This is a genomic window from Arthrobacter tumbae (genome assembly GCF_016907495.1).
Taxonomy (GTDB): domain Bacteria; phylum Actinomycetota; class Actinomycetes; order Actinomycetales; family Micrococcaceae; genus Arthrobacter_D; species Arthrobacter_D tumbae.
Genome location: NZ_JAFBCC010000001.1, coordinates 3,065,578 through 3,085,109, shown reverse-complemented (window position 1 = coordinate 3,085,109; position 19,532 = coordinate 3,065,578). Strand labels below are relative to the sequence as shown.

The following is a 19,532-nucleotide window of genomic DNA, read 5'->3' as shown; positions in this document are numbered from 1 at the left end:
TGGTTTCCGCCGGCACTTTGCCGGCGGCTCTTGCGATCTCCGCAGCGAACTGCGGTGCTTATGTGTTGCCTCGCTGCCTGGTGGGCAGCCGACTCCTAGTTGGAGCCGGAGGGCTTCGATCGGCTTGGCGTCCCCTTGGCCGGGGAAGCCTTGCCGGTTGGTTTTGGTGTAGCCGCCGCAGGCCGGGGCTTCGGCGCTGCCGCAGGTTTGGGTGCTGCAGCGGGCTTCGGCGTCACAGCAGCAGCGGCAGGCTTCGGCGCTGCTGCCTTCGGTGCAGCCTGCTTCGGTGCAGCTTCCTTCGGAGCGGCAGCCTTCGGGGCAGCTTCCTTCGGAGCGGCCTGCTTCGGAGCGGCAGCCTTCGGAGCGGCTTCCTTCGGGGCAGCAGCTTCCGGCTTGGCCTCGGCTGCCGGCTTCTCATCGGCCGCCTTCGGCGCTGCCGCGACAGGCGCATCAGTAGCAGGCGCTGCTGCGGCCGCAGGTGCTGGACTCTCAGCAACAGGAGCCTCAGATGCTGTGGCTGATCCGGCCGAACGCAGTTCCTCGGGAAGCAGGTCTCCGATGCTCTGCGTCATCGGTGCCTGGCCCGAGGTGTCGATTTTGTCCTTCGGCGAGTCATTCGCAGCCTTTGACTCGGCGCGCTGGGCAGCACGACGTGCTTCAGCCTTTGCCTCGGCCTTGTTCTTCACCGGACCGATGACCATCACCATGTTGCGGCCATCGATGCGCGGTGTGGACTCAACCACTCCGACCTCGGCGACGTCCTCGGCGAAGCGCTGCAGAAGGCGAATTCCCATCTCCGGGCGCTGCTGTTCACGGCCGCGGAACTGGATCATGGCCTTGACCTTGTCTCCCGCACCGAGGAAGCGGATGGCGTGGCCTCGCTTGGTCTCGTAGTCGTGGGTATCGATCTTCAGGCGGAAACGAATTTCCTTCAGCACGGTGTTGGTCTGGTTCTTGCGCGCTTCACGTGCCTTCACCGCGGCTTCATACTTGTACTTACCAAAATCCATGAGCTTGGCAACGGGAGGCTTTGCCTGAGGTGCCACCTCAACAAGATCAAGGTCGGACTCAGCGGCGAGTCGGAGGGCGTCTTCGATGCGGACGATTCCAACCTGTTCGCCGGCAGGGCCTACCAACCGCACCTCTGGGACGCGGATACGATCATTGATTCTTGGCTCGCTAATGTGCTGCTCCTGATGTCCGTTGGAAAACTGAACCGCCTGCAAATAGAGAAGGCCCCCAATTGCATGCGCAATCGAAGGCCTCGGCATCAGTGCATCAACGGCACTCATCAAGAGAAGCCTGCGCACCGACCTGAACCCGGCTGCCTGTGGCTACCTGTTGGGCAACGGCGGCAATCGCGGGTGGGAGAGGACTCCGCTTGCATACTGGTGATCTTTTTCATGCCGTTCCCGGTCACAAAAAATAACGACCCCCAGTTGGTCTATGACAAGCTTACCAGCATGAGCACAGCAGACAGTAATTCCGACGCCGCACGCCACACCTTCCAGACGCCGGAGGAAACGCGGGCCGCGTCCGGCAGCGCACACAGTCCCGTTCGGGACATCGCGGAAGTCGCCGCCGTCGAGGTAATCACGACGTCGGCAGTCCACCTGATGAGCGCAGCTGCCGTCAAGTGCGGACTGGCTGAGGGCTCTGACGCCGAGACATACAAGGACCTCGACGAGGCACGGAAGCTGATCACTGCACTTGCAGGCTTCATCACCGCCGCAGCTCCGGAAATCGGGAGCCAACATGCCGGTCCGTTGCGCGACGGGCTGAGGTCGCTGCAGCTCGCTTTCCGGGAGGCCTCGCTCATCCCTGACGCTCCAGGCCAGGGACCGGGCGAGAAGTTCACCGGCCCCGTCAACTGACCTGCCGTTCGCCCACCCGATCTGACAGATCAGGTGGAGCGCCGCCGTCGTCGTACCTGTTGTGCTCCCAGGCACGCCAGGCTGAGGGCGGCGGCAGCTGCGCCAACCGCAAAGAACCCGCCCCACGGGCCCACCGAGTCGATCATCACCCCTGCCAGTGGCGCGCCCAGTGCCACGCCGCACGTGAGCGCTGAGCCGTACCAGCCCATGGCTTCTCCCCTGCGTTCCTCGGCGACCAGGTGGGCAATCCGCTCGGATGCCGCTGAAAGGACCGGAGCGCACAGCAGCCCCGGCGCAATCGAGAACAGTGCGAGCACCACCGTGCTGTCCGCGAAGCCCATCGGGATGGTGAGCACGCTCATCAGCAGCAGCAGCACCAGGGGCGAGAGCGGTCGGTGCATGGCACCGTACACGAGCCCGCCCACAACTGACGCCGAGCACCAGGCGAGAAAGACCCAGCCCAGCTCGAACGCCCGCTGGTCGTCTTCGAGTACGGCGATGATGCCGACATCGGTGCCGGCAAGGACAAGGCCTGCCCCCGCAGCCACGATCATGACCACTGCCACCGGAAGGGTGAGCCACGCGAAACTGTGGGCCACCCGCGCCCGGGCCATCGCCGTACGAGCCGGTCGTGCTCCAGGAACGAGTTCCGCCGACGCTTCAGTGACGTGGGCCGGCGCAGATGCCACCAGCACTTCCACGGCCGCTGCATCGTCCTGAGCTGCGGACAGCCTAGCGGCGACGGCTCCCGGCTGGGTGCTGCGTGTCGGCGGGTTGAACCACATGAGGAACAGCCCGGCTACAGCGGTGGAGAATCCCACGACAGTCAGTCCCAGCACGGTGGACACCTGCGTTGCGAGCACCGCACCCAGCGCCGGTCCACCCATGAAGATCACCTCGGTAGCCACTGCGTCGAGGGTGAAAGCTGTTCGGCGCGAATCCCCGCTCACCAGCACCCCGAGGGACTGCCGGACCACGGAGAACACGGGAAGGGTGAACAGGCCCCCGATGAGGGCGGCGAGCAGCAGCCACTCATACGACAGGTGGGGCGCAACCGACCAAATGACGGCCTCGGCGATCACCGACGGAATCAGCGCAGCCCGCAGGCCCGCTGTATCGACGCGCCGGCCGCGCCATGGTGCACCGACAGCGATACCGATGGTCAGCACCGCAGCTACCGCGCCTGCCTCGGCATACCCCCGCTCCAGCGTTTGCACCACGTGCAGGGTGAGCAGCACTCCTGCGGCGGAGTGGGGAAAGCGGGCGATCATGCCCACGATCAGCAATCGGCGGACCGGGACAATCCTGAGCAGCTCCCGGTAAACGGCAAAGTTCAACGTTCTTCATCTTTCACGCGGGCCCAACCGCGTGAAGGATCAGCGCGTGAGCCGGATTTCGAGCGAGTCCACCCGCTCGACAAACTCCTGCAGGTTCTGGAGGCGGTCCTGGAACGCCGCCGTCGTGGAGCGGACGTCCTCCGGTGAGAGACCACCCTCAAGTACGAGGGTCAGGCGCAGCTCTGGACCGGCGCCGCCGCCGCCCACCACTTTACCGTCAGCGGTGCGGCTTGAAATTCCTCCCCCGGGAGTGATGTCGACCCTGCGAATGCTTCCGCCGGGAGCGAGTGCCTTCTGCACGAGGCGGGCCAGGTCCGGATCAGCGTACGACGGCGACCACTGCCCTTGTTGCGCCAGCGCCCAGAGAGCGGGGCGGCGTACGACGAACGTCACTTCAGCGCCCGGATCGACGACCATGAGTTCGGCCTGCTCTGACACCGCGGCCAGGGCCGCGCGGGCGGCAAAAACCGCAACGGGCCTGGCCTCCGGATGCCATCCCCGGAGGTGTGCCGTAGACGTGAAGACCGGGAGCGCACTCCGCCCGTCCGGCGCCTTGATGGTGACAAGCGCCATGTCGGCCTCCTTGTCACCTTCATGGTGCCGGTGCCCCTGACCTGCGGTCCCGTCAGCAACAGCATCCGGGCCCCCGAGTTGGGCGATGATGGGCACGAAAACGCGGGTGTCCGCCAGCACCCGCATCACTGCGGCCTCATCGGCGGCGCCGTTCACCAGGGCCTGCAGGGCAGCGGCGTAAGCCGACGGGACTGCGCCGTCGTCCTTGTCGAAGGCATGCAGCGGGTTCCCGTCACCGGAGAGATCCCTCCCCTCCCAGGCGCGGCCGGCCGAGTCAGCGACGTTGCCGCTGAGCGCCGCCTGGATGTGGGCGGGAAGCCTTCGCTCCGCCATGCCTAGCGCTCCGGGAGCCCCGCGACGTCGAGCGCCTGCGGCAGTGTGAATGCGCCCGCGTAGAGGGCCTTCCCGACGATGGCGCCTTCCAGTCCATCGGGAACCAGTTGCCGGAGCGCGGCAAGGTCGTCCAGGCTCGAAATGCCGCCCGACGCCACCACCGGTCGCTCGGTCTTCTCAAGCACTTCGCGCAGGAGTTGCAGGTTGGGCCCCCGAAGCGTCCCGTCCTTGGTCACGTCAGTCACCACGTAACGTGCACAGCCTGCATCATCGAGGCGGGCAAGCACCTCCCAGAGGTCACCGCCCTCCTCTGTCCAGCCACGGGCTGCCAGCGTAGTTCCACGAACGTCAAGGCCGACGGCGACGGCGTCGCCGTAGCGGGCGATCGCACTGGCGGTCCAGACGGGATTCTCCAGGGCCGCGGTACCCAGATTCACCCGTTCCGCGCCGAGCTCGAGCGCCTGATCCAGGGAGGCGTCATCTCTGATCCCGCCGGAGAGCTCCACCTTGATACTGAGTTCCTTGACGACGCGGGCGAGCAGGTCGCGGTTCGATCCCCGGCCAAAGGCCGCGTCCAGGTCAACGAGGTGGACCCATTCGGCGCCGTCGTTCTGCCACTGAAGGGCGGCATCCAGCGGGTCGCCGTAACTGGTTTCGCTGCCGGCGGCTCCCTGAACCAGCCGGACGGCCTGGCCGTCGGCCACGTCAACCGCGGGGAGCAGTTCGAGGATGGGCGATTCGGTGAAGGGGCTCATTCGCTTCCTTTGTTCAGGTAGGGGTGCCGGCACAGCTGGACGGCTAGGGGGTCAGGGTGAGCAGGTACGCGGCGAGCAGCGCCAGGACGGCGAGAACGCCGAAGCTGACGGTAAGCGTGCGGGGCATCTGCTGTCGGTGGAACGAAACGACGCCGCCGATCAGCAGTCCCGCCAGTCCCATGAGAATCAGGCTCCACATGGATCAGCTGAGACTGCTGGTCCAGTTACGCAGCAGCCGCGCTCCCGCGTCGCCGGATTTTTCGGGGTGGAACTGCGTGGCGGAGAGCGGGCCGTTCTCCACCGCGGCAATGAAGGGGCCGCCGTGGGTGGACCAGGTGACGAGCGGTGGCCGCATGGCGGGCTGGGTGACGTCGAAATTCCACTCCTGCACTCCATACGAGTGGACGAAGTAGAAACGCTCATCCGTAATGCCCTCGAAAAGAACCGACCCTGCCGGGGCGTCGACGGTGTTCCAGCCCATGTGCGGCACAACGTCCGCCTTGAGCCGCTCAACTGTGCCGGGCCACTCCCCCATGCCCTGGGTGCGTACGCCGTGTTCGACGCCCTCCTCAAACAGGATCTGCAGCCCGACGCAGATTCCGAGGACCGGACGGCCGCCGGCAACACGACGGCCGATCATGCGCAGCGCATCAACGTCCTTCAAGCCCTGCATGACGGCAGCAAAAGCCCCAACCCCGGGCACCACGAGCCCGTCGGCGTTGAGGACATCATCAGCTGCCGAACTCAATGTGACAACAGCGCCGACGTGTTCCAGCGCCCGGACCGCCGAACGGATGTTCCCGGAACCATAATCGAGCACCGTCACTTTCGGCGCGCTCATAGTGCTCCCTTGGTGGACGGGATGCCGGTGACCCGCGGGTCCGGCTCCACTGCGGCGCGCAGGGCGCGGGCGAAAGCCTTGAACTGGGCCTCGACGATGTGGTGCGGGTCTCGACCGCCGAGGACCGTCATGTGCAGGCAGATCTGGGCGTGCAGGGTGATCGCCTCGAAGACGTGGCGCGTCAGGGACCCCGTGAAGTGTCCGCCGATGAGGTGGTACTCCTGACCCGCGGGTTCACCTGAGTGGACCAGATAGGGACGCCCGGAAATATCCACGACGGCGTTTGCGAGAGCTTCGTCCAGCGGCACGGTCGCCTCACCGAACCTGCGGATGCCTGCCTTGTCGCCAAGAGCTTCGCGCAGTACCTCGCCGAGGGTGATTGCGACGTCCTCCACCGTGTGGTGGACATCGATGTGGGTGTCTCCCGTGGCTCTGACGGTGAGATCGATCAACGAGTGTTTTGCCAGGGCCGTCAGCATGTGGTCGTAGAACGGCACGGACGTGCTGATCTCTGAGCGGCCGGCGCCGTCCAGATCGACTTCGACGAACACCGACGACTCACTCGTGGTCCGCTCCCGTCGGGCAGCGCGATTGGCGGTAGCTTCCGCGGTCATGGATGGTCCTTACGGTTGTTTCGGCAACGAGACGGGCGGCGGGCCCGCATGTGCATCCCGGTCCAGTTTAGGAGACGCGTGGCCGGATCAGAGATTCCAGGGTTTCGAGGAAGGTAGTGGTCTCGTCCTGTGTACCGGCGGTGACCCGGAGGTGCCCCGGTATCCCGACGTCCCGAATGAGCACGCCGGCATCAAGGAGACCCTGCCAGACGGCGTGCGGATTCTCGAGTCCCCCGAACAGCACGAAGTTGGAGTCCGAAGGTGCCACCGGGCAGCCCATCTCCGTCAGTCCGGACACAATGCGGTCTCGCTGCCGCTTGATCTCATCCACGTTGGCGAGCAGCTTCGCTGAGTGGGTCAGCGCCGCTATGGCCGTGGCTTGCGTGATTGCCGACAGATGGTAAGGGAGACGCACGAGCCGGAGGGCGTCGGCGACTTCCGGCGCTGCGGCGAGGTACCCGATGCGGGCGCCGGCCAGCGCGAAGGCTTTGCTCATAGTGCGCGAGACAATGAGCCGCTCCCTTCCAGGGAGGAGCTCCAGCGCACTGGGAGTACCCGCGTGGGAGAACTCCCCATACGCCTCATCCACGATCACGATTGCCTGCGCCGCTTCGCCTGCTTCGTAGACTTCGGCGACGATTTCCAGGGAGAGCGCTGTTCCCGTCGGGTTGTTCGGGCTGCACAGGAACACGATGTTTGCGCCCGTGGCGGCCACCTCACCGGCGGTGATCCGGGCGTCGAGGTCGAAGTCGCCCTGCCTCGAGCCCGTCAGGTATTCAGTACCGGTGGCCCCTGCGAGCAGCGGATACATCGAGTAGGTAGGCGGAAAACCGAGAGCAGTCCGGCCTGGCCCGCCGAAGGCGAGGAGGATGTGCTGCAATACCTCGTTTGATCCATTCGCCGCCCAGATGTTGTCCGCCGTGAGTCCGTGTCCCAGATACGTGGCGAGATGTTCGCGAAGCACGGTGAACTCACGGTCCGGATACCGATTCAGCCCGGCCACTGCTCCCTGCACGGCTTCAACGATTGCGCTGCGGACGTCTTCCGGAACACCATGGGTGTTTTCGTTGACGTTCAGCAGAATGGGGACGTCAATCTGAGGCGCACCGTATGGTCGGAGACCGCGCAAATTGTCGCGGATCGGCAGTCGGTCGAGGCGTTCCAGCGGATCGGTCACCATCAGAGTTTAACGCCGCCCGATCCCCTACAAAGAATTCCACTGGCACTGGGCGAACTATTACAGCCAGTCAAGCCAAGCGTTGCGCGGCGCGAGCGCAGCGCGCTTAGGGGTTGCCCACAGGAATATGGAGCGTCTGCCCGGCCTGTACAGTCGACGAGCCCAGGGCATTCAGTTCCACGATGTCCTCAACAACGGCACGCGGGTCCCGTTCCGGGGCGTACTCCGCGGCGAGAGCCCAGAGCGTCTCCCCAGACGTGACGCTGACCCGGATGGTGTCCGTGACGCCACTTACGGTTTCCGCTGCCTGCGCCTGGGAGGTGAAGAACGAAGCGATGATCAGCAGTGCGGCGGCGAGCACCGCGAGCGGCAACGCCAACAGAACAACCCACCCGCGGCGCGTGAGGTGAATGCGGGATACCGTGCCTCGCGTGGAATCTGTGCGGTCCTCCGGGAGGAGTTTGGTAGCTGATCCTGCAGTATGGAGCGTCGACATGGCGTCCACCTTTCTCGTTGTTGGATCTCCCACGGCTTTTTTCGAAGCTGTGTTCTATTCCTCTGCCTTTATTATTAGCACCTGTAAACTAATATTGTCGAGACTCGCTCGAACAAATGTTTGAAAAGACGTTCCGTCTCCCTTAGCGTTGCTGGCAAGGGTGACGGTCCGGCCGCTTCGAAAACCAGCTCATCACCCACCACTGACAAAAATGGTTGGCGAGCCGGCAGTCCGGGTCCCGCCGGAGGAAGGGATGCATCTCGTGGCAGAACTCAGTGCGGCACAGGACATGGCAGCGGTGCCTTCGTCAGACGTGAAGCGTGGACGCGGACGGCCGCGCGGCAGGGCCATACCAAAGGGAATGACAGCGCGGCAGACAAAGATCCTTGAGACGATCCAGCGCAGCGTGGCAGCACATGGCTACCCGCCGTCGATGCGTGAGATCGGTGACACCGTGGGGCTTGCGAGCCTGTCCAGCGTTACTCATCAGCTCTCGCAGCTGGAACGCATGGGTTACATCCGCCGCGATCCAAAGCGTCCCAGGGCCATGGAAATCCTGCTTCCACTCACACTTGGAGACAACGCGCCGCGCGTGATGCCGTCTTCTGCCGACGAGGAACCGACTCGGGCTTCGGCCGTCGACGCGGCAATGGTTCCCCTGGTCGGACGCATTGCGGCCGGAGGTCCCATCCTGGCGGATCAGGTTGTTGAGGACGTCATGCCACTGCCTCGGCAGCTCGTCGGACACGGTGAGCTCTTCATGTTGCGCGTCTCCGGCGACTCCATGATTGATGCCGCGATCTGCGACGGGGACTGGGTAGTGGTCCGTAAGCAGAGCAACGCCGAGAACGGCGATGTGGTGGCAGCACTCCTGGATGATGAGGCCACGGTGAAGACCTTCCGCCAGCGTGACGGTCACACCTGGCTCCTGCCGCAGAACACCAATTATGAGCCGATACTTGGCGACCACGCCACCATCATGGGCAAGGTTGTCTCTGTGATGCGCGCCCTCTGAACGGGCTTACGGCGTGGTGCTAGGCAGGCTGAGTCGCCGCAAGCCGGGAGAGGACTCCGAGCGCCGTTGAACGGTCCGTTGTGGACCAAAAGGGCGGCAGCGCAGCCCTGAGGAACCCGCCGTAGCCGGCGGTTGCCAGCCGGGAGTCCAGGACGGCCACCATACCCCTATCATCGTGGGCGCGAATGAGGCGGCCCGCTCCCTGCGCAAGACGGACGGCAGCGTGAGTAGCGGACACACTCATGAATCCGTTGCCCCCGGCCTTCGCCACAGCTCGGGTTCGCGCGGTCATCAGCGGATCGTCCGGCCGGGGAAACGGTATGCGGTCAATGGTGACCAGCCGGCAGGCGATGCCCGGCACATCAACACCCTGCCACAGCGACATCGTGCCGAACAGGCAGGTGTCCGGTTCCTCCGAGAACTGTTTCACCAGCGCAGACATGGAGGACTCGCCCTGGCAGAGAATCTCGACGTCGACCCGCTCCCGCAGTGCGTCAGCAGTATCCTCCGCCGCACGCCGCGAGGAGAACAGCCCCAACGCTCCTCCGCGTGAGGCCTTGATGAGCGCTTCCAACTCATCCATTTGTTCCTCGGACGTTCCGCGGCCTGGTTTCGGCAGGTTTTTGGCGACGTACAGGACACCCTGGCGGGGATAGTCAAACGGACTGCCAACGTCGACGCCCGTCCATGACGGCGCTCCTTCGCCGGTCAAACCGAGGGAGCCGGCAACCGGCCCGAACTCCGAGCCGATTGCGAGCGTAGCGGACGTCAGCACAACCGTGTGGTCCTCGAACAACCCGCGCCTCAGGCGCCCAGCCACCGACAGCGGCGCAATGCTGATTGTGGCAGGCGAGGAGTCATCAGCCGCGGAATACCCGGATCCTGGTGTGAAGGTACTTGGCCGGCTCGCCCAGAGCACTTCCCCCGCACCCCCTGCTGAAACCATGCGTTCGGACATTTCCAGCAGCACCAACAATCGCGAGCGGGCCATCTGCCGCCCGCCGTCTGCTGGCTGCGAGGACCCGTCGGAACTCGATTCAGACAGAGCCAGGCGGCACGATTCCCTCAGTTGCACCAGCGCGAGCTCCTGCAGCTCGTCGAGTCCACCAGCCATCAGACCGGTGGGCTGGGCGTCGAATGCGTTTTCAAAGGCGTCCTGCGCGGCCGCCAGCGTGTCGGTGTTGGATCCGAGATGGCGTCTCGCAGCCGAGGCCGCAGCGCCGATCAGTGCTCCCGAAAGTTGCCCGGACACCGCAGACGTCACGCGGTCGTGCAGCTCGTGTGCCTCGTCGATGACCACTACATCGTGCTCCGGAAGCACCGCCAGCCCCTCGAAAGCGTTGATCGCCAGCAGCGCATGGTTGGTAATGACGATGTCCGCCTTCCCTGCCCTCTCCCGTGCACGCTCGCTGAAGCATTCCTCAGCGACGGGACACTTTTGCGCACCGAGACACTCCATACTGGAAACCGACACCTGACGCCAGGCCCGATCGCTGACACCGGGAAGGAGCTCATCCCGATCCCCGGTCTCCGTTTCTTCCGCCCACTCCCGCAACCGCACGATCTCCCGTCCAAGCGGGGTGGACGGCCCTGCCATAGGATGCGGCGCGGCGGTGTCGCCGTCAAGGGCAAAGAGGGCTCCCGAATCGTCCTCGTCGGGGAAACCGCCTGCGGTCTTGTGCCGGCAGACATAATTCCCCCGGCCTTTCAGCAGAGCGACATTGACCGGCCGGGGCAGTGAGCCGCGCAGCGTCTCGAGGAGCCGCGGCAGGTCACGATTGACGATCTGCGCCTGAAGGGCAAGAGTGGCCGTCGAAACAATCGAGGTCGTGTCACCCTTCACAGCATGCGCGATGAGCGGAAGCAGATATGCCAGTGACTTCCCGGTTCCGGTGCCCGCCTGGACAAGAAGGTGCGTTCCGCTGTCGATCGCCTCGTCGACCTGGCGAACCATTTCATGCTGCCCGCTGCGCTGCTGTCCACCCATCGCCTCGACGACATCGTCAAGCAAACGAAGGGGGCTGATGCTTCCTTCAGCCATGCGTGACGAACGGCTCCAGTTCTGCCGCCAGACCTTCCCGGACCATCACATCGACCTGCGTGCCGTCCTCCACATGCTCCAGACGAAGGATCTCCGCATCCGGCTGATGCAGGCGGCTCACGACGTCGCCCCGCTGGTAGGGCACAAGCAGCGTCAGTTTCACGCTTGGACGCGGGATGGACTGGCTGATCAGCTCCATCAACTCCTCCATCCCCTGACCGGTGCGGGCTGACACGATCGCATGACGGGGTTCCCGCTGCCTGAGGCGCTCAAGCACAAATGGATCCGCTGCATCCGCCTTGTTCAGGACGACGATCTCCGGCACCTTGCGCGCGTCGACCTCCGTCAGGACGTCGCGAACCGCTGCGATCTGCCCCTCGGGATCCGGGTGGGACGCGTCAACGACATGGAGAATGAGGTCCGCATCAGCAACTTCCTCAAGCGTCGAACGGAACGCCTCGACGAGCTGGGTGGGGAGGGACCGGACAAACCCGACGGTGTCGGCGAGCGTGAACTCGAGTCCGTCAGGCGTCTGTGCCCGACGGATGGTTGGGTCCAGGGTGGCGAAGAGCGCGTTCTCCACCAGCACACCGGCATCAGTCAGTCGATTGAGGAGAGAGGACTTTCCAGCGTTCGTGTACCCGGCGATTGCAACTGATGGAACCTCATGACGACGACGGTTGGCCCGTTTGGTCTCGCGTGCGGGCTTCATGCCGGCAATTTCACGGCGCAGCTTGGCCATCCGCGTGCGGATCTTCCGCCTGTCCAGTTCGATCTTGGTTTCACCTGGCCCGCGTGAACCCATGCCTGCACCGGCGCCGCCAACCTGGCCACCAGCCTGCCGGGACATCGAATCGCCCCAGCCACGCAGGCGCGGAAGGAGGTACTCAAGCTGCGCGAGCTCGACTTGTGCCTTGCCTTCGCGGGACTTCGCGTGTTGGGCGAAGATGTCCAGGATGAGCGCCGTCCGGTCGATGACCTTGACCTTGACGATGTCCTCAAGCCCGCGGCGCTGGGACGGGGCCAGTTCGCTGTCAACGACAACGGTGTCCGCACCCGTTGCCATCACGATATTCTTGAGCTCCTCCGCTTTACCTGCCCCAAGGAACGTTCCCGGATCCGGCTTCAGACGCCGCTGGATGATTCCGTCAAGCACTTCCGATCCCGCTGTCTCAGCGAGGGCCGCAAGTTCGCGCAGCGAGTTCTCAGCCTCATCCACCGTGCCTTCGCCCCAGATGCCGGCCAGCACGACCCGCTCCAGACGAAGTTGCCGATACTCGACTTCCGTGACGTCTTCGAGTTCGGTGGACAGCCCGGCCACCCGCCGGAGTGCGCGCCGCTCCTCACGATCCTGTTGTTCGCCGTCGTAGCCTGTGTGCTCTTCGTCGAGATCAGACAGCGCCTGTGCGCGGTCACCAGGACCGCTGCCGAAACGCCGTGGGGATCCGTTTGATGAGGAGGCAGGGTCTTTGGCAAGTATCCGGTCAATGACAGCCTGAATATCATCCGGACCCATTTCCGGCTCGGGCGTTGCCGACGCTCCGTTACGTGTGGTCATACTCTCCCTTGGTAATAGTCTTCCCATGGTAGTCCGTTGCCCCCGCGGCGTGGGGAAGATTCTCTCAGCGCGAAGAGCTGCATGAAGGAGCGCCTCCGCGGCCGCGCGGGCGCCGCCGGGACCACTAGGCTGGAACATTATGGATTCGCAGCACTACTTCAGCGGCGCCCCGTCCGGCCCCGACCGCCGCCGGCAGCTCCGCACAATCCTCGCGGGTCAGGAGCGGGAACTTGTCACTTCGGGCGGCATCTTCAGTCCCGACGGCATCGACAAAGGCACAGCGATCCTGCTGTCCGCGGTGCCTCCCGCCACCGGCTCCAATCTGCTCGATATCGGATCCGGCTGGGGGCCGCTTGCCCTGACCATGGCCCTTCAGGCACCGCAAGCGCGGGTCGTCGCGATCGATGTGAACGAGCGCTCACTGGAGCTGACGAGGGAAAACGCCCGCAGGCTGGACCTGGCCAACGTAGCGGCCATGCTGCCCGACGACGTCAACCCTGACGTGTCCTTCGACACGATCTGGTCCAATCCACCCATTCGGATCGGTAAGGAGGCGCTCCACGAACTCCTCCTGCGCTGGCTCCCGCGCCTCGCTCACGGCGGAACCGCTTGGCTGGTGGTGCAGAAGAACCTTGGTGCTGATTCGCTGCAGCGCTGGCTTGCCGCGGAGCTGCCTCCAGACTACGACGTCGGCCGCACGACGACGGCGAAGTCATTCCGCATCCTGCGGATTGCGCGACAGCACCCGAAAGCGCTCTGAAAACTCAGCTGAACGTACCGCGCGCCACGAGCACAGCGGGACCGCTGAGATGCACATGCTCGGCCCCCTCTGCACTGATAGCGAAGCGGACGCCGACGATGCCCCCGGGCACTGTGACGCTCCAGACGTCGGGTGCGTCCGCTCCCGCCCAGTAGCGGGTGGCGACTGCGGCGGCGCAGGCGCCGGTGCCGCAGGAGAGGGTTTCTCCTACCCCCCGTTCGTGGACGCGCATGCTCAGCTGTCCAACGCCGTCATGCATGAGTGGATCGTGCGGGACGACGAATTCCACGTTGGTTCCGTGTGGCGGCACCGGATCCACAGAAGGGGCGTCGAACAGCCGCGTGGCCCGAAGTTCTGCGATTTCGGCGAGGGCAACGACTGTGTGAGGGTTGCCCATGCTGATCGACAGGCCCGGCCTCGCGACCTGCAGCCCGTCGGCCTCCACCAGCGAGTCAGTTGCACGCGCGGCGGCGGCTTTCGGGTAGATGAACTCCCAGGGCCCCATGTCCACCGAGTACCCGTCGGCCGACCTCTCCACCCACTTGACGCCGCCGCGGCTACCGATGGCGATCGAGGTGCCCTCTCCCAACTCAATCAGACCGGATTCGATGAGGAAGTGAACGAAGACGCGGACGCCGTTGCCGCACATTTCCGATACCGAGCCGTCGCCATTGCGGTAATCCATGAACCACTGGGCTTCAGGGGTGTGTTCGAGCAGCGCCCGCCCTTCGGGAAGGAACGACGACGGCACGGCACGGATCATTCCGTCGGCGCCGATACCCCGGTGGCGGTCGCAGGCGGCAACGACATCCGCTGCGGTAAGGTCCACCGAGCCGTTCGGGTCTGCCAGCAGGATGAAGTCGTTGCCGGTACCGTGCCCCTTGGTGAAAGAGAGTCCCGAAAGTCCCGGGCGGGCGGCCGATGCTGAATGAGTGTGTGATGTCACGCTACCTAGGATAGGGGGCGCGCACTGCAGACGACGCCCAGTGCCTTTGCGAGGAGCTGCGGATCGTGCCACTGGAGCCCGTGAATTCGCTCATCGGCACGGAACCACGTCAGCTGCCGACGCGCGAATCGGCGTGTAGCGGCAATGGTGTCCTCAGCTGCCTCTGCTGTCGGCCAGATACCGTCGAGCACCCGCAGGAACTGGTTGTATCCCAGGGCGCGTGATGCCGTCCGACCGCTTCGCAGCCCGTGGTCATCAAGCCTGCGAACCTCGTCCAGCAGCCCCCGCTCCACCATGGCGTGCACCCGATCGGCCAGCCTGTCCTTGAGGACGTCCCGATCGACCTGTAGCCCGATCTGGACGGCAGGCTGGTGATAGACGCGGTGCGGCATAAATGAACTGAATGGCCGGCCCGTGATCCGGTGCACCTCAAGGGCACGGATAACCCGGCGCTCATCCCCAAGCCGTTCCGCTGACGCAGGGTCGACAGCGGCAAGCCGCTCACGCAGTGCCGGGAGCCCGAACTTCGATTTCTCAGCCTCGAGACCGGCTCGCACAGCGGCGTCCGTCGGCGGAAATTCAAGTTCATCGAGAGCGGCGCGGATGTATAGGCCGGAACCTCCGACGAGAATGGGTACATTGCCCCGCGCACGCACCTGTGCCATCACCTCGCGGCTGTGCTGCTGATAACGGGCGACGCTCGCTTCCTCACGTACATCGAGGATGTCCAGCAGGTGGTGGGGAATACCTCTGCGCTCATCGACGGATAGCTTCGCTGTGCCGATGTCCATCCCGCGGTAGAACTGCATGGCGTCGGCGTTGATGATCTCGCCGCCGAGCGCCTCGGCCAACGCGATGCCCAACTCGGACTTACCTGATCCGGTGGGCCCGACGACGGCGATGACCGGCGTTGTTGGCCCAGCATCAGTCCGGCTCACCTCAGCTGCGGCGGACAGGAAGCGAGGGCATGCCGAGCGCGACGCCCTTGCCTGCGGCACCGGTGGCGCCGGGCGCGGGCACTCCGCACGATTCAGCCTGCGATCGGTCCCAGGCATCGCCCGCGCGTGAGCGCCGGAGGTGGTAGTCCGAGGCCGACGGATCGGCGACCAGGTGAAACGCGGCAGCTCCGGTGATGGTCACCGTGACGAGGTCTCCGGGCCGCGGCGTGTCTGCGCCTTCCGGTACGGAGAAATGCACGAGCCGCTGGTCGCGCGCCCGGCCGCTCAGTCGATGGGTCTCGTGGTCCTTGCGGCCCTGATGTGCGGTGACGAGCACTTCCACCTGCCGTCCGACCTGCGCCGCGTTCTCTTCGCGGCAGATGCGGTCCTGCAGTGCAGTGAGACGCTCATACCGCTCCTGCACCACGGCCTTGGGAAGCTGGTCGGGCAGGTCCGCGGCTGGTGTGCCTGGCCGTTTGGAGTACTGGAACGTGAATGCTGTGGCGAATCGTGCCTGCTCCACGACCCGAAGCGTCTCCTGGAAGTCCTCTTCGGTTTCTCCGGGGAAGCCGACGATGATGTCGGTGGAAATCGACGCATGCGGCATCCGCGAGCGAACCCGGTCGAGAATACCGAGGAACTTTTCGGACCGGTAGGACCGCCGCATGGCCTTCAGGATGCGGTCCGAGCCGGACTGCAGCGGCATGTGCAGCTGCGGAGCAACGTTCGGGGTCTCTGCCATCGCATCAATGACATCGTCAGTGAAGGCCGCCGGGTGGGGGCTCGTGAACCGGACCCTTTCCAGACCGTCGATGCTTCCGCAGGAGCGCAGGAGTTTCGCGAACGCGCCGCGGTCTCCGAACTCGACGCCGTAGGAGTTGACGTTCTGGCCGAGCAGTGTGACTTCAATTGCTCCGTCCGCCACGAGTACCTCGATCTCGGCGAGGATGTCGCCGGGGCGCCTGTCCTTTTCCTTGCCGCGCAGCGCAGGAACGATGCAGAAGGTACAGGTGTTGTTGCAGCCCACGGAGATCGATACCCAGCCCGAGTACACGGCATCACGCTTGGTCGGCAGCGTGGACGGGAACACGTCCAGGGATTCGAGGATCTCAAGCTGCGCTTCCTCGTTGTGACGTGCCCGCTCAAGCAGCGCGGGCAAGGCTCCAATGTTGTGTGTGCCGAAGACAGCGTCCACCCATGGCGCCTTGCGGAGGATGGTCTCACGGTCCTTCTGGGCGAGGCATCCCCCGACCGCGATCTGCATTCCCGGCCGCGACTGCTTGACGGACGCTAGTTGACCAAGATTTCCGTACAGCTTGTTGTCCGCGTTCTCACGAACAGCGCAGGTATTGAAGACGACGACGTCGGCCTCCTCTCCACCGGCGGTCACGTATCCGGCGGCCTCGAGAAGCCCCGAGATCCGTTCGGAATCGTGGACGTTCATCTGGCAGCCGAACGTGCGCACCTCATAGCTACGCTGCGGGGCGGAGGCATACTCTGACGGCTGTGCTGACGGGGAGGGGTAGGCAACTGTGGAACTCACCCGTTAAGGGTACGGCCCGCCGCGCTCAGCCCCAATCCGACCGGCTACCGCCGCGCAGGAGCGGGCGGTTGCCTCTACTCCTGGCGGTCCAGAACGTCCTTGACTATGGAAAATGCGAGGGACGGCGCGTAGCCCTTGCGTCCGAGCATCGCCACAAGCCGGCGCACCTGCTTGTCACGGGATGCGCGGTCAGCAGGATCGGCAAGGGGCCTCACCTTCCGTTGCACAAGGTCCTCCGCTGCAGAGCGCTCATCCTCATCTGTGCGCTGAAGCAGCGCGTCCTCGGCCAGCTCTCCGGTGATGCCTTTGTCAGCAAGCTCGCGTTTGATGGCCGACCGCGCGAGCGATCTGGTTTGTGCCCGACTCCGCACATACATGCGGGCAAACTCGGCGTCATCGATCAGTTGAACTTCTTCGTAGCGATCCAGGATGTCAGCCGCCACCTCCTCTGAGACACCCCGCTCACGAAGCTTGGTGTTGAGCTGGTGCCGGCTGCGCGGGGCCATGGAGAGCTGGCGCAGAACGATGGAGCGTGCCACCTCATGGGGATCGGCCTCGGGCGTGAGGTCAGCGGGCGATCCTGGCGTGGGAGCCCGAGGACTGCTCTTCCGTGCTGAACGCCGGGCGCCGCGCTGCGGTGCTGCACCCGGCATTCCGGAGAATCCGTTCATGGACCGCTAGCGGCCCTCGCCGCCGACTGCCTTCAGCTTGGGACCATCCTGCTCCGGCTCCGCTTCCACCGCACCTCCGACGCCCAGCTTCAGCCGAATTTTCTGCTCGAGCTCATCCGCCAGGTCCGGGTTATCGAGCAGGAACTTGCGGGCGTTCTCCTTGCCCTGTCCCAACTGGTCTCCGTCATAGGTGAACCATGCTCCGGATTTCTTCACGAGACCGTTCTCCACTCCAACATCGATCAGCCCGCCCTCGCGGGAGATCCCGAAGCCGTAGAGAATGTCGAACTCCGCCTGCTTGAACGGCGGAGCCATCTTGTTCTTGACGATCTTGGCCCTGGTACGGTTACCGACCGGGTTGGTGCCTTCCTTGAGCGTTTCAATGCGACGCACGTCGATACGCACCGATGCGTAGAACTTCAGCGCCTTGCCGCCTGTGGTGGTTTCAGGGCTGCCGAAGAATACACCGATCTTCTCGCGAAGCTGGTTGATGAAGATGGCGGTTGTCTTGGTCTGGCTCAGACGGCCGGTGATCTTGCGCAGCGCCTGGCTCATCAACCGAGCCTGCAGCCCCACATGGCTGTCACCCATTTCACCCTCGATCTCGGCGCGAGGAACGAGGGCGGCAACGGAGTCGATCACGACGATGTCAATGGAACCCGAGCCCACAAGCATGTCCATGATCTCCAGCGCCTGCTCACCCGTGTCCGGCTGGGAGACCAGTAGAGCGTCAGTGTCCACGCCAAGCCTCTTGGCGTACTCGGGATCCAGCGCGTGCTCGGCGTCGATGAACGCAGCGATGCCGCCGTTGCGCTGGGCATTGGCCACAGCGTGCAGGGCGACGGTGGTTTTACCCGACGATTCCGGCCCATAGATTTCCACTACCCGGCCTCGCGGCAGACCACCTATGCCGAGCGCTGCGTCGAGCGCGATCGAACTGGTGGAAATGGTCTCAATAGGAGCGCGGACCTCGTCCCCAAGGCGCATGACGGAGCCCTTGCCGTATTGCTTGTCAATCTGTGCCAGTGCGGCTTCGAGAGCCTTTTCACGATCGGCTGGTACGGCCATCATTCACCTCGGTTTACTCATGGCCCCCAGGGCCTGTTTTTCTCTTCCCCTTGACCGTAGCGTCCCCCTCCGACAATTTGCCCGGCAGGGCATCCGATGTGGACATCACACCTGATCCGGCGGAACTGTGGAGGACGAGTGGCGTGGGAATGTTCTGGGTCCAGCATAGTCCCGGTCCGAACACATATTCGATTGATTCACCCGGCGTGTTCGAGCCGGCTATCGGGGTTTCACGTCGCGTCCGAGCCTTCGGTGCTCGGGCACGTCCTGCATGTCGCAGACCGCCAGCCAGACGGCCCTCGGGTCAGCGCCCGCCTGCAGGGCCGCGGCCGGGGTGCGGTCGCCGAGTCCGGACAGATGCAGTGTTTGGGCCAGCGTCCTTGAGTAGGCCGGCCCGAATTCATCGTCCATGAACCGCCAGAAATCACTCGTGCGCATGCTGCATCCTCCTTCTTCAGATAAACCCTAGAATGAAACGCATGACTGTTGACCGCCAGGAACCCGAAGCTTCCGTCGATGCTGCCGTTCAGGCGTTGGAACAACAACTCAGTATGCTGTGGCGGCGTGCTCGGTCAAACTCCTACAAGGTGGCGCGGCGGGTCCACCCGGACATGGAGCCGGCCGCCTACGGACTGCTGGTCATCCTACAGCGGGAGGGCTCCATGCGCCTGACCGACCTGGCCGCCAGCATCGGTGTCGGCAAGCCCTCCGTCAGCCGCCAGATCGCCATGCTCGAACACCTGGGCCTGGTGCAGAAAACCGCAGATCCGCTGGATGGCCGCGCCCAGTCGATCAGCCTCACCGCGGACGGATTGACGCAGCTGTCCACAGCACAGGAAGCCCGCAAGGAGGCCTTCCATCAGCTGATGGAGGATTGGAGCCTTTCGGACCTCACGACGCTCGGGGATCTCATTTCCCAGCTGAACCAGACTTACACAAGAGACAACTGGTAGTAGACATGAAAGAGGCCCGCCGCATTGGGCGAGCCTCCC

At 64.6% G+C, this 19,532-nt stretch carries 21 protein-coding genes; 4 read left to right on the top strand and 17 right to left on the bottom strand.

What is annotated here, in order from left to right; genetic code table 11:
- Window positions 1–95 precede the first annotated feature (95 nt).
- Window positions 96–1,292, bottom strand: coding sequence for a translation initiation factor IF-3 (gene infC / locus JOD47_RS14605; protein WP_239548118.1), 1,197 nt, complete (start codon window positions 1,290–1,292; stop codon window positions 96–98).
- Window positions 1,293–1,463: 171 nt separating this feature from the next.
- On the opposite strand from infC, the gene JOD47_RS14600 reads away from it, so the two are divergent.
- Entirely contained in the window at window positions 1,464–1,874 is a 411-nt protein-coding gene (locus tag JOD47_RS14600; protein WP_204535335.1) for a DUF1844 domain-containing protein, read from the top strand.
- Window positions 1,875–1,903: 29 nt separating this feature from the next.
- Here the strand turns inward: JOD47_RS14600 and JOD47_RS14595 are convergent, their stop codons facing one another.
- The 8 genes from JOD47_RS14595 to JOD47_RS14560 form a co-directional block, all read right to left on the bottom strand.
- On the bottom strand, window positions 1,904–3,211 hold the full coding sequence (locus tag JOD47_RS14595) for an MFS transporter (RefSeq protein ID WP_204535333.1): 1,308 nt from the start codon (window positions 3,209–3,211) through the stop codon (window positions 1,904–1,906).
- A gap of 39 nt (window positions 3,212–3,250) precedes the next feature.
- Entirely contained in the window at window positions 3,251–4,117 is an 867-nt protein-coding gene (locus tag JOD47_RS14590) for an SseB family protein (RefSeq protein ID WP_204535331.1), read from the bottom strand.
- Window positions 4,118–4,119: 2 nt separating this feature from the next.
- Window positions 4,120–4,872 (bottom strand): bifunctional 1-(5-phosphoribosyl)-5-((5-phosphoribosylamino)methylideneamino)imidazole-4-carboxamide isomerase/phosphoribosylanthranilate isomerase PriA, encoded by a 753-nt coding sequence (gene priA, locus JOD47_RS14585; protein WP_204535329.1) that lies wholly within the window; start codon window positions 4,870–4,872, stop codon window positions 4,120–4,122.
- Between the two features lie 43 nt (window positions 4,873–4,915).
- Window positions 4,916–5,071 carry a CG2302 family histidine operon protein gene (locus JOD47_RS14580; protein ID WP_504739224.1) on the bottom strand — a complete coding sequence of 52 codons (156 nt, stop codon included), beginning with the start codon at window positions 5,069–5,071 and terminating at the stop codon, window positions 4,916–4,918.
- Between the two features lie 3 nt (window positions 5,072–5,074).
- Window positions 5,075–5,713, bottom strand: a complete 639-nt coding sequence (hisH, locus tag JOD47_RS14575) for an imidazole glycerol phosphate synthase subunit HisH (protein WP_204535327.1) — start codon at window positions 5,711–5,713, stop codon at window positions 5,075–5,077.
- Window positions 5,710–6,327, bottom strand: a complete 618-nt coding sequence (gene hisB, locus JOD47_RS14570) for an imidazoleglycerol-phosphate dehydratase HisB (protein ID WP_204535325.1) — start codon at window positions 6,325–6,327, stop codon at window positions 5,710–5,712. Before hisB ends, hisH begins: the two co-directional genes overlap by 4 nt.
- Window positions 6,328–6,394: 67 nt before the next feature.
- Window positions 6,395–7,504, bottom strand: coding sequence for a histidinol-phosphate transaminase (locus JOD47_RS14565; protein WP_204535323.1), 1,110 nt, complete (start codon window positions 7,502–7,504; stop codon window positions 6,395–6,397).
- A 106-nt stretch (window positions 7,505–7,610) separates the two neighbouring features.
- Window positions 7,611–8,000 (bottom strand): LysM peptidoglycan-binding domain-containing protein, encoded by a 390-nt coding sequence (locus JOD47_RS14560; RefSeq protein ID WP_204535321.1) that lies wholly within the window; start codon window positions 7,998–8,000, stop codon window positions 7,611–7,613.
- 289 nt (window positions 8,001–8,289) lie between these two features.
- On the opposite strand from JOD47_RS14560, the gene lexA reads away from it, so the two are divergent.
- Window positions 8,290–9,015 carry a transcriptional repressor LexA gene (lexA, locus tag JOD47_RS14555; RefSeq protein ID WP_204536770.1) on the top strand — a complete coding sequence of 242 codons (726 nt, stop codon included), beginning with the start codon at window positions 8,290–8,292 and terminating at the stop codon, window positions 9,013–9,015.
- Window positions 9,016–9,034: 19 nt separating this feature from the next.
- Here lexA and JOD47_RS14550 read toward each other — a convergent pair whose 3' ends face one another.
- Both JOD47_RS14550 and hflX read right to left on the bottom strand, forming a co-directional pair.
- Complete coding sequence (locus JOD47_RS14550; protein ID WP_204535319.1) at window positions 9,035–11,056, bottom strand: ATP-dependent DNA helicase; 2,022 nt, start codon at window positions 11,054–11,056, stop codon at window positions 9,035–9,037.
- Complete coding sequence (gene hflX, locus JOD47_RS14545) at window positions 11,049–12,614, bottom strand: GTPase HflX (protein ID WP_204535317.1); 1,566 nt, start codon at window positions 12,612–12,614, stop codon at window positions 11,049–11,051. The genes JOD47_RS14550 and hflX overlap by 8 nt, the downstream gene beginning before the upstream one ends.
- A 139-nt stretch (window positions 12,615–12,753) precedes the next feature.
- Here hflX and JOD47_RS14540 point away from each other — a divergent pair, with 139 nt between their 5' ends.
- Complete coding sequence (locus JOD47_RS14540) at window positions 12,754–13,374, top strand: class I SAM-dependent methyltransferase (RefSeq protein WP_204535315.1); 621 nt, start codon at window positions 12,754–12,756, stop codon at window positions 13,372–13,374.
- Window positions 13,375–13,378: 4 nt separating this feature from the next.
- On the opposite strand, the gene dapF is transcribed toward JOD47_RS14540, so the two are convergent.
- The 6 genes from dapF to JOD47_RS14510 form a co-directional block, all read right to left on the bottom strand.
- Window positions 13,379–14,320, bottom strand: coding sequence for a diaminopimelate epimerase (dapF, locus tag JOD47_RS14535; protein WP_204535313.1), 942 nt, complete (start codon window positions 14,318–14,320; stop codon window positions 13,379–13,381).
- A gap of 5 nt (window positions 14,321–14,325) precedes the next feature.
- Window positions 14,326–15,258, bottom strand: a complete 933-nt coding sequence (miaA, locus tag JOD47_RS14530; protein ID WP_204535311.1) for a tRNA (adenosine(37)-N6)-dimethylallyltransferase MiaA — start codon at window positions 15,256–15,258, stop codon at window positions 14,326–14,328.
- Between the two features lies 1 nt (window position 15,259).
- Window positions 15,260–16,801: a tRNA (N6-isopentenyl adenosine(37)-C2)-methylthiotransferase MiaB gene (gene miaB / locus JOD47_RS14525; protein ID WP_204535309.1), complete on the bottom strand. Its 1,542-nt coding sequence runs from the start codon at window positions 16,799–16,801 to the stop codon at window positions 15,260–15,262.
- 74 nt (window positions 16,802–16,875) lie between these two features.
- Window positions 16,876–17,472: a regulatory protein RecX gene (locus JOD47_RS14520; RefSeq protein WP_239548116.1), complete on the bottom strand. Its 597-nt coding sequence runs from the start codon at window positions 17,470–17,472 to the stop codon at window positions 16,876–16,878.
- Window positions 17,473–17,478: 6 nt separating this feature from the next.
- Window positions 17,479–18,540 (bottom strand): recombinase RecA, encoded by a 1,062-nt coding sequence (recA, locus tag JOD47_RS14515; RefSeq protein WP_204536766.1) that lies wholly within the window; start codon window positions 18,538–18,540, stop codon window positions 17,479–17,481.
- A gap of 219 nt (window positions 18,541–18,759) precedes the next feature.
- A complete protein-coding gene (locus JOD47_RS14510) occupies window positions 18,760–18,978 on the bottom strand; it encodes a DUF3046 domain-containing protein (RefSeq protein WP_204535307.1) in 219 nt (72 codons plus the stop codon).
- A gap of 41 nt (window positions 18,979–19,019) precedes the next feature.
- Between JOD47_RS14510 and JOD47_RS14505 the strand changes: the two genes are divergently transcribed.
- The gene (locus JOD47_RS14505; RefSeq protein WP_204535305.1) at window positions 19,020–19,493 is read left to right on the top strand and encodes a MarR family winged helix-turn-helix transcriptional regulator; all 474 of its coding nucleotides are present in this window, start codon (window positions 19,020–19,022) and stop codon (window positions 19,491–19,493) included.
- The last annotated feature ends 39 nt before the right edge of the window (window positions 19,494–19,532 follow it).

Coding starts and splice junctions, on each gene's coding strand:
- hflX (WP_204535317.1), bottom strand. CDS start 12,614: ATGACCACACGTAACGGAGCGTCGGCAACGCCCGAGCCGGAAATGGGT.
- JOD47_RS14600 (WP_204535335.1), top strand. CDS start 1,464: ATGAGCACAGCAGACAGTAATTCCGACGCCGCACGCCACACCTTCCAG.
- JOD47_RS14550 (WP_204535319.1), bottom strand. CDS start 11,056: ATGGCTGAAGGAAGCATCAGCCCCCTTCGTTTGCTTGACGATGTCGTC.
- JOD47_RS14510 (WP_204535307.1), bottom strand. CDS start 18,978: ATGCGCACGAGTGATTTCTGGCGGTTCATGGACGATGAATTCGGGCCG.
- JOD47_RS14520 (WP_239548116.1), bottom strand. CDS start 17,472: ATGAACGGATTCTCCGGAATGCCGGGTGCAGCACCGCAGCGCGGCGCC.
- hisH (WP_204535327.1), bottom strand. CDS start 5,713: ATGAGCGCGCCGAAAGTGACGGTGCTCGATTATGGTTCCGGGAACATC.
- recA (WP_204536766.1), bottom strand. CDS start 18,540: ATGGCCGTACCAGCCGATCGTGAAAAGGCTCTCGAAGCCGCACTGGCA.
- JOD47_RS14560 (WP_204535321.1), bottom strand. CDS start 8,000: ATGTCGACGCTCCATACTGCAGGATCAGCTACCAAACTCCTCCCGGAG.
- JOD47_RS14505 (WP_204535305.1), top strand. CDS start 19,020: ATGACTGTTGACCGCCAGGAACCCGAAGCTTCCGTCGATGCTGCCGTT.
- JOD47_RS14540 (WP_204535315.1), top strand. CDS start 12,754: ATGGATTCGCAGCACTACTTCAGCGGCGCCCCGTCCGGCCCCGACCGC.
- JOD47_RS14590 (WP_204535331.1), bottom strand. CDS start 4,117: ATGGCGGAGCGAAGGCTTCCCGCCCACATCCAGGCGGCGCTCAGCGGC.
- infC (WP_239548118.1), bottom strand. CDS start 1,292: ATGAGTGCCGTTGATGCACTGATGCCGAGGCCTTCGATTGCGCATGCA.
- lexA (WP_204536770.1), top strand. CDS start 8,290: ATGGCAGCGGTGCCTTCGTCAGACGTGAAGCGTGGACGCGGACGGCCG.
- hisB (WP_204535325.1), bottom strand. CDS start 6,327: ATGACCGCGGAAGCTACCGCCAATCGCGCTGCCCGACGGGAGCGGACC.
- JOD47_RS14580 (WP_504739224.1), bottom strand. CDS start 5,071: ATGTGGAGCCTGATTCTCATGGGACTGGCGGGACTGCTGATCGGCGGC.
- priA (WP_204535329.1), bottom strand. CDS start 4,872: ATGAGCCCCTTCACCGAATCGCCCATCCTCGAACTGCTCCCCGCGGTT.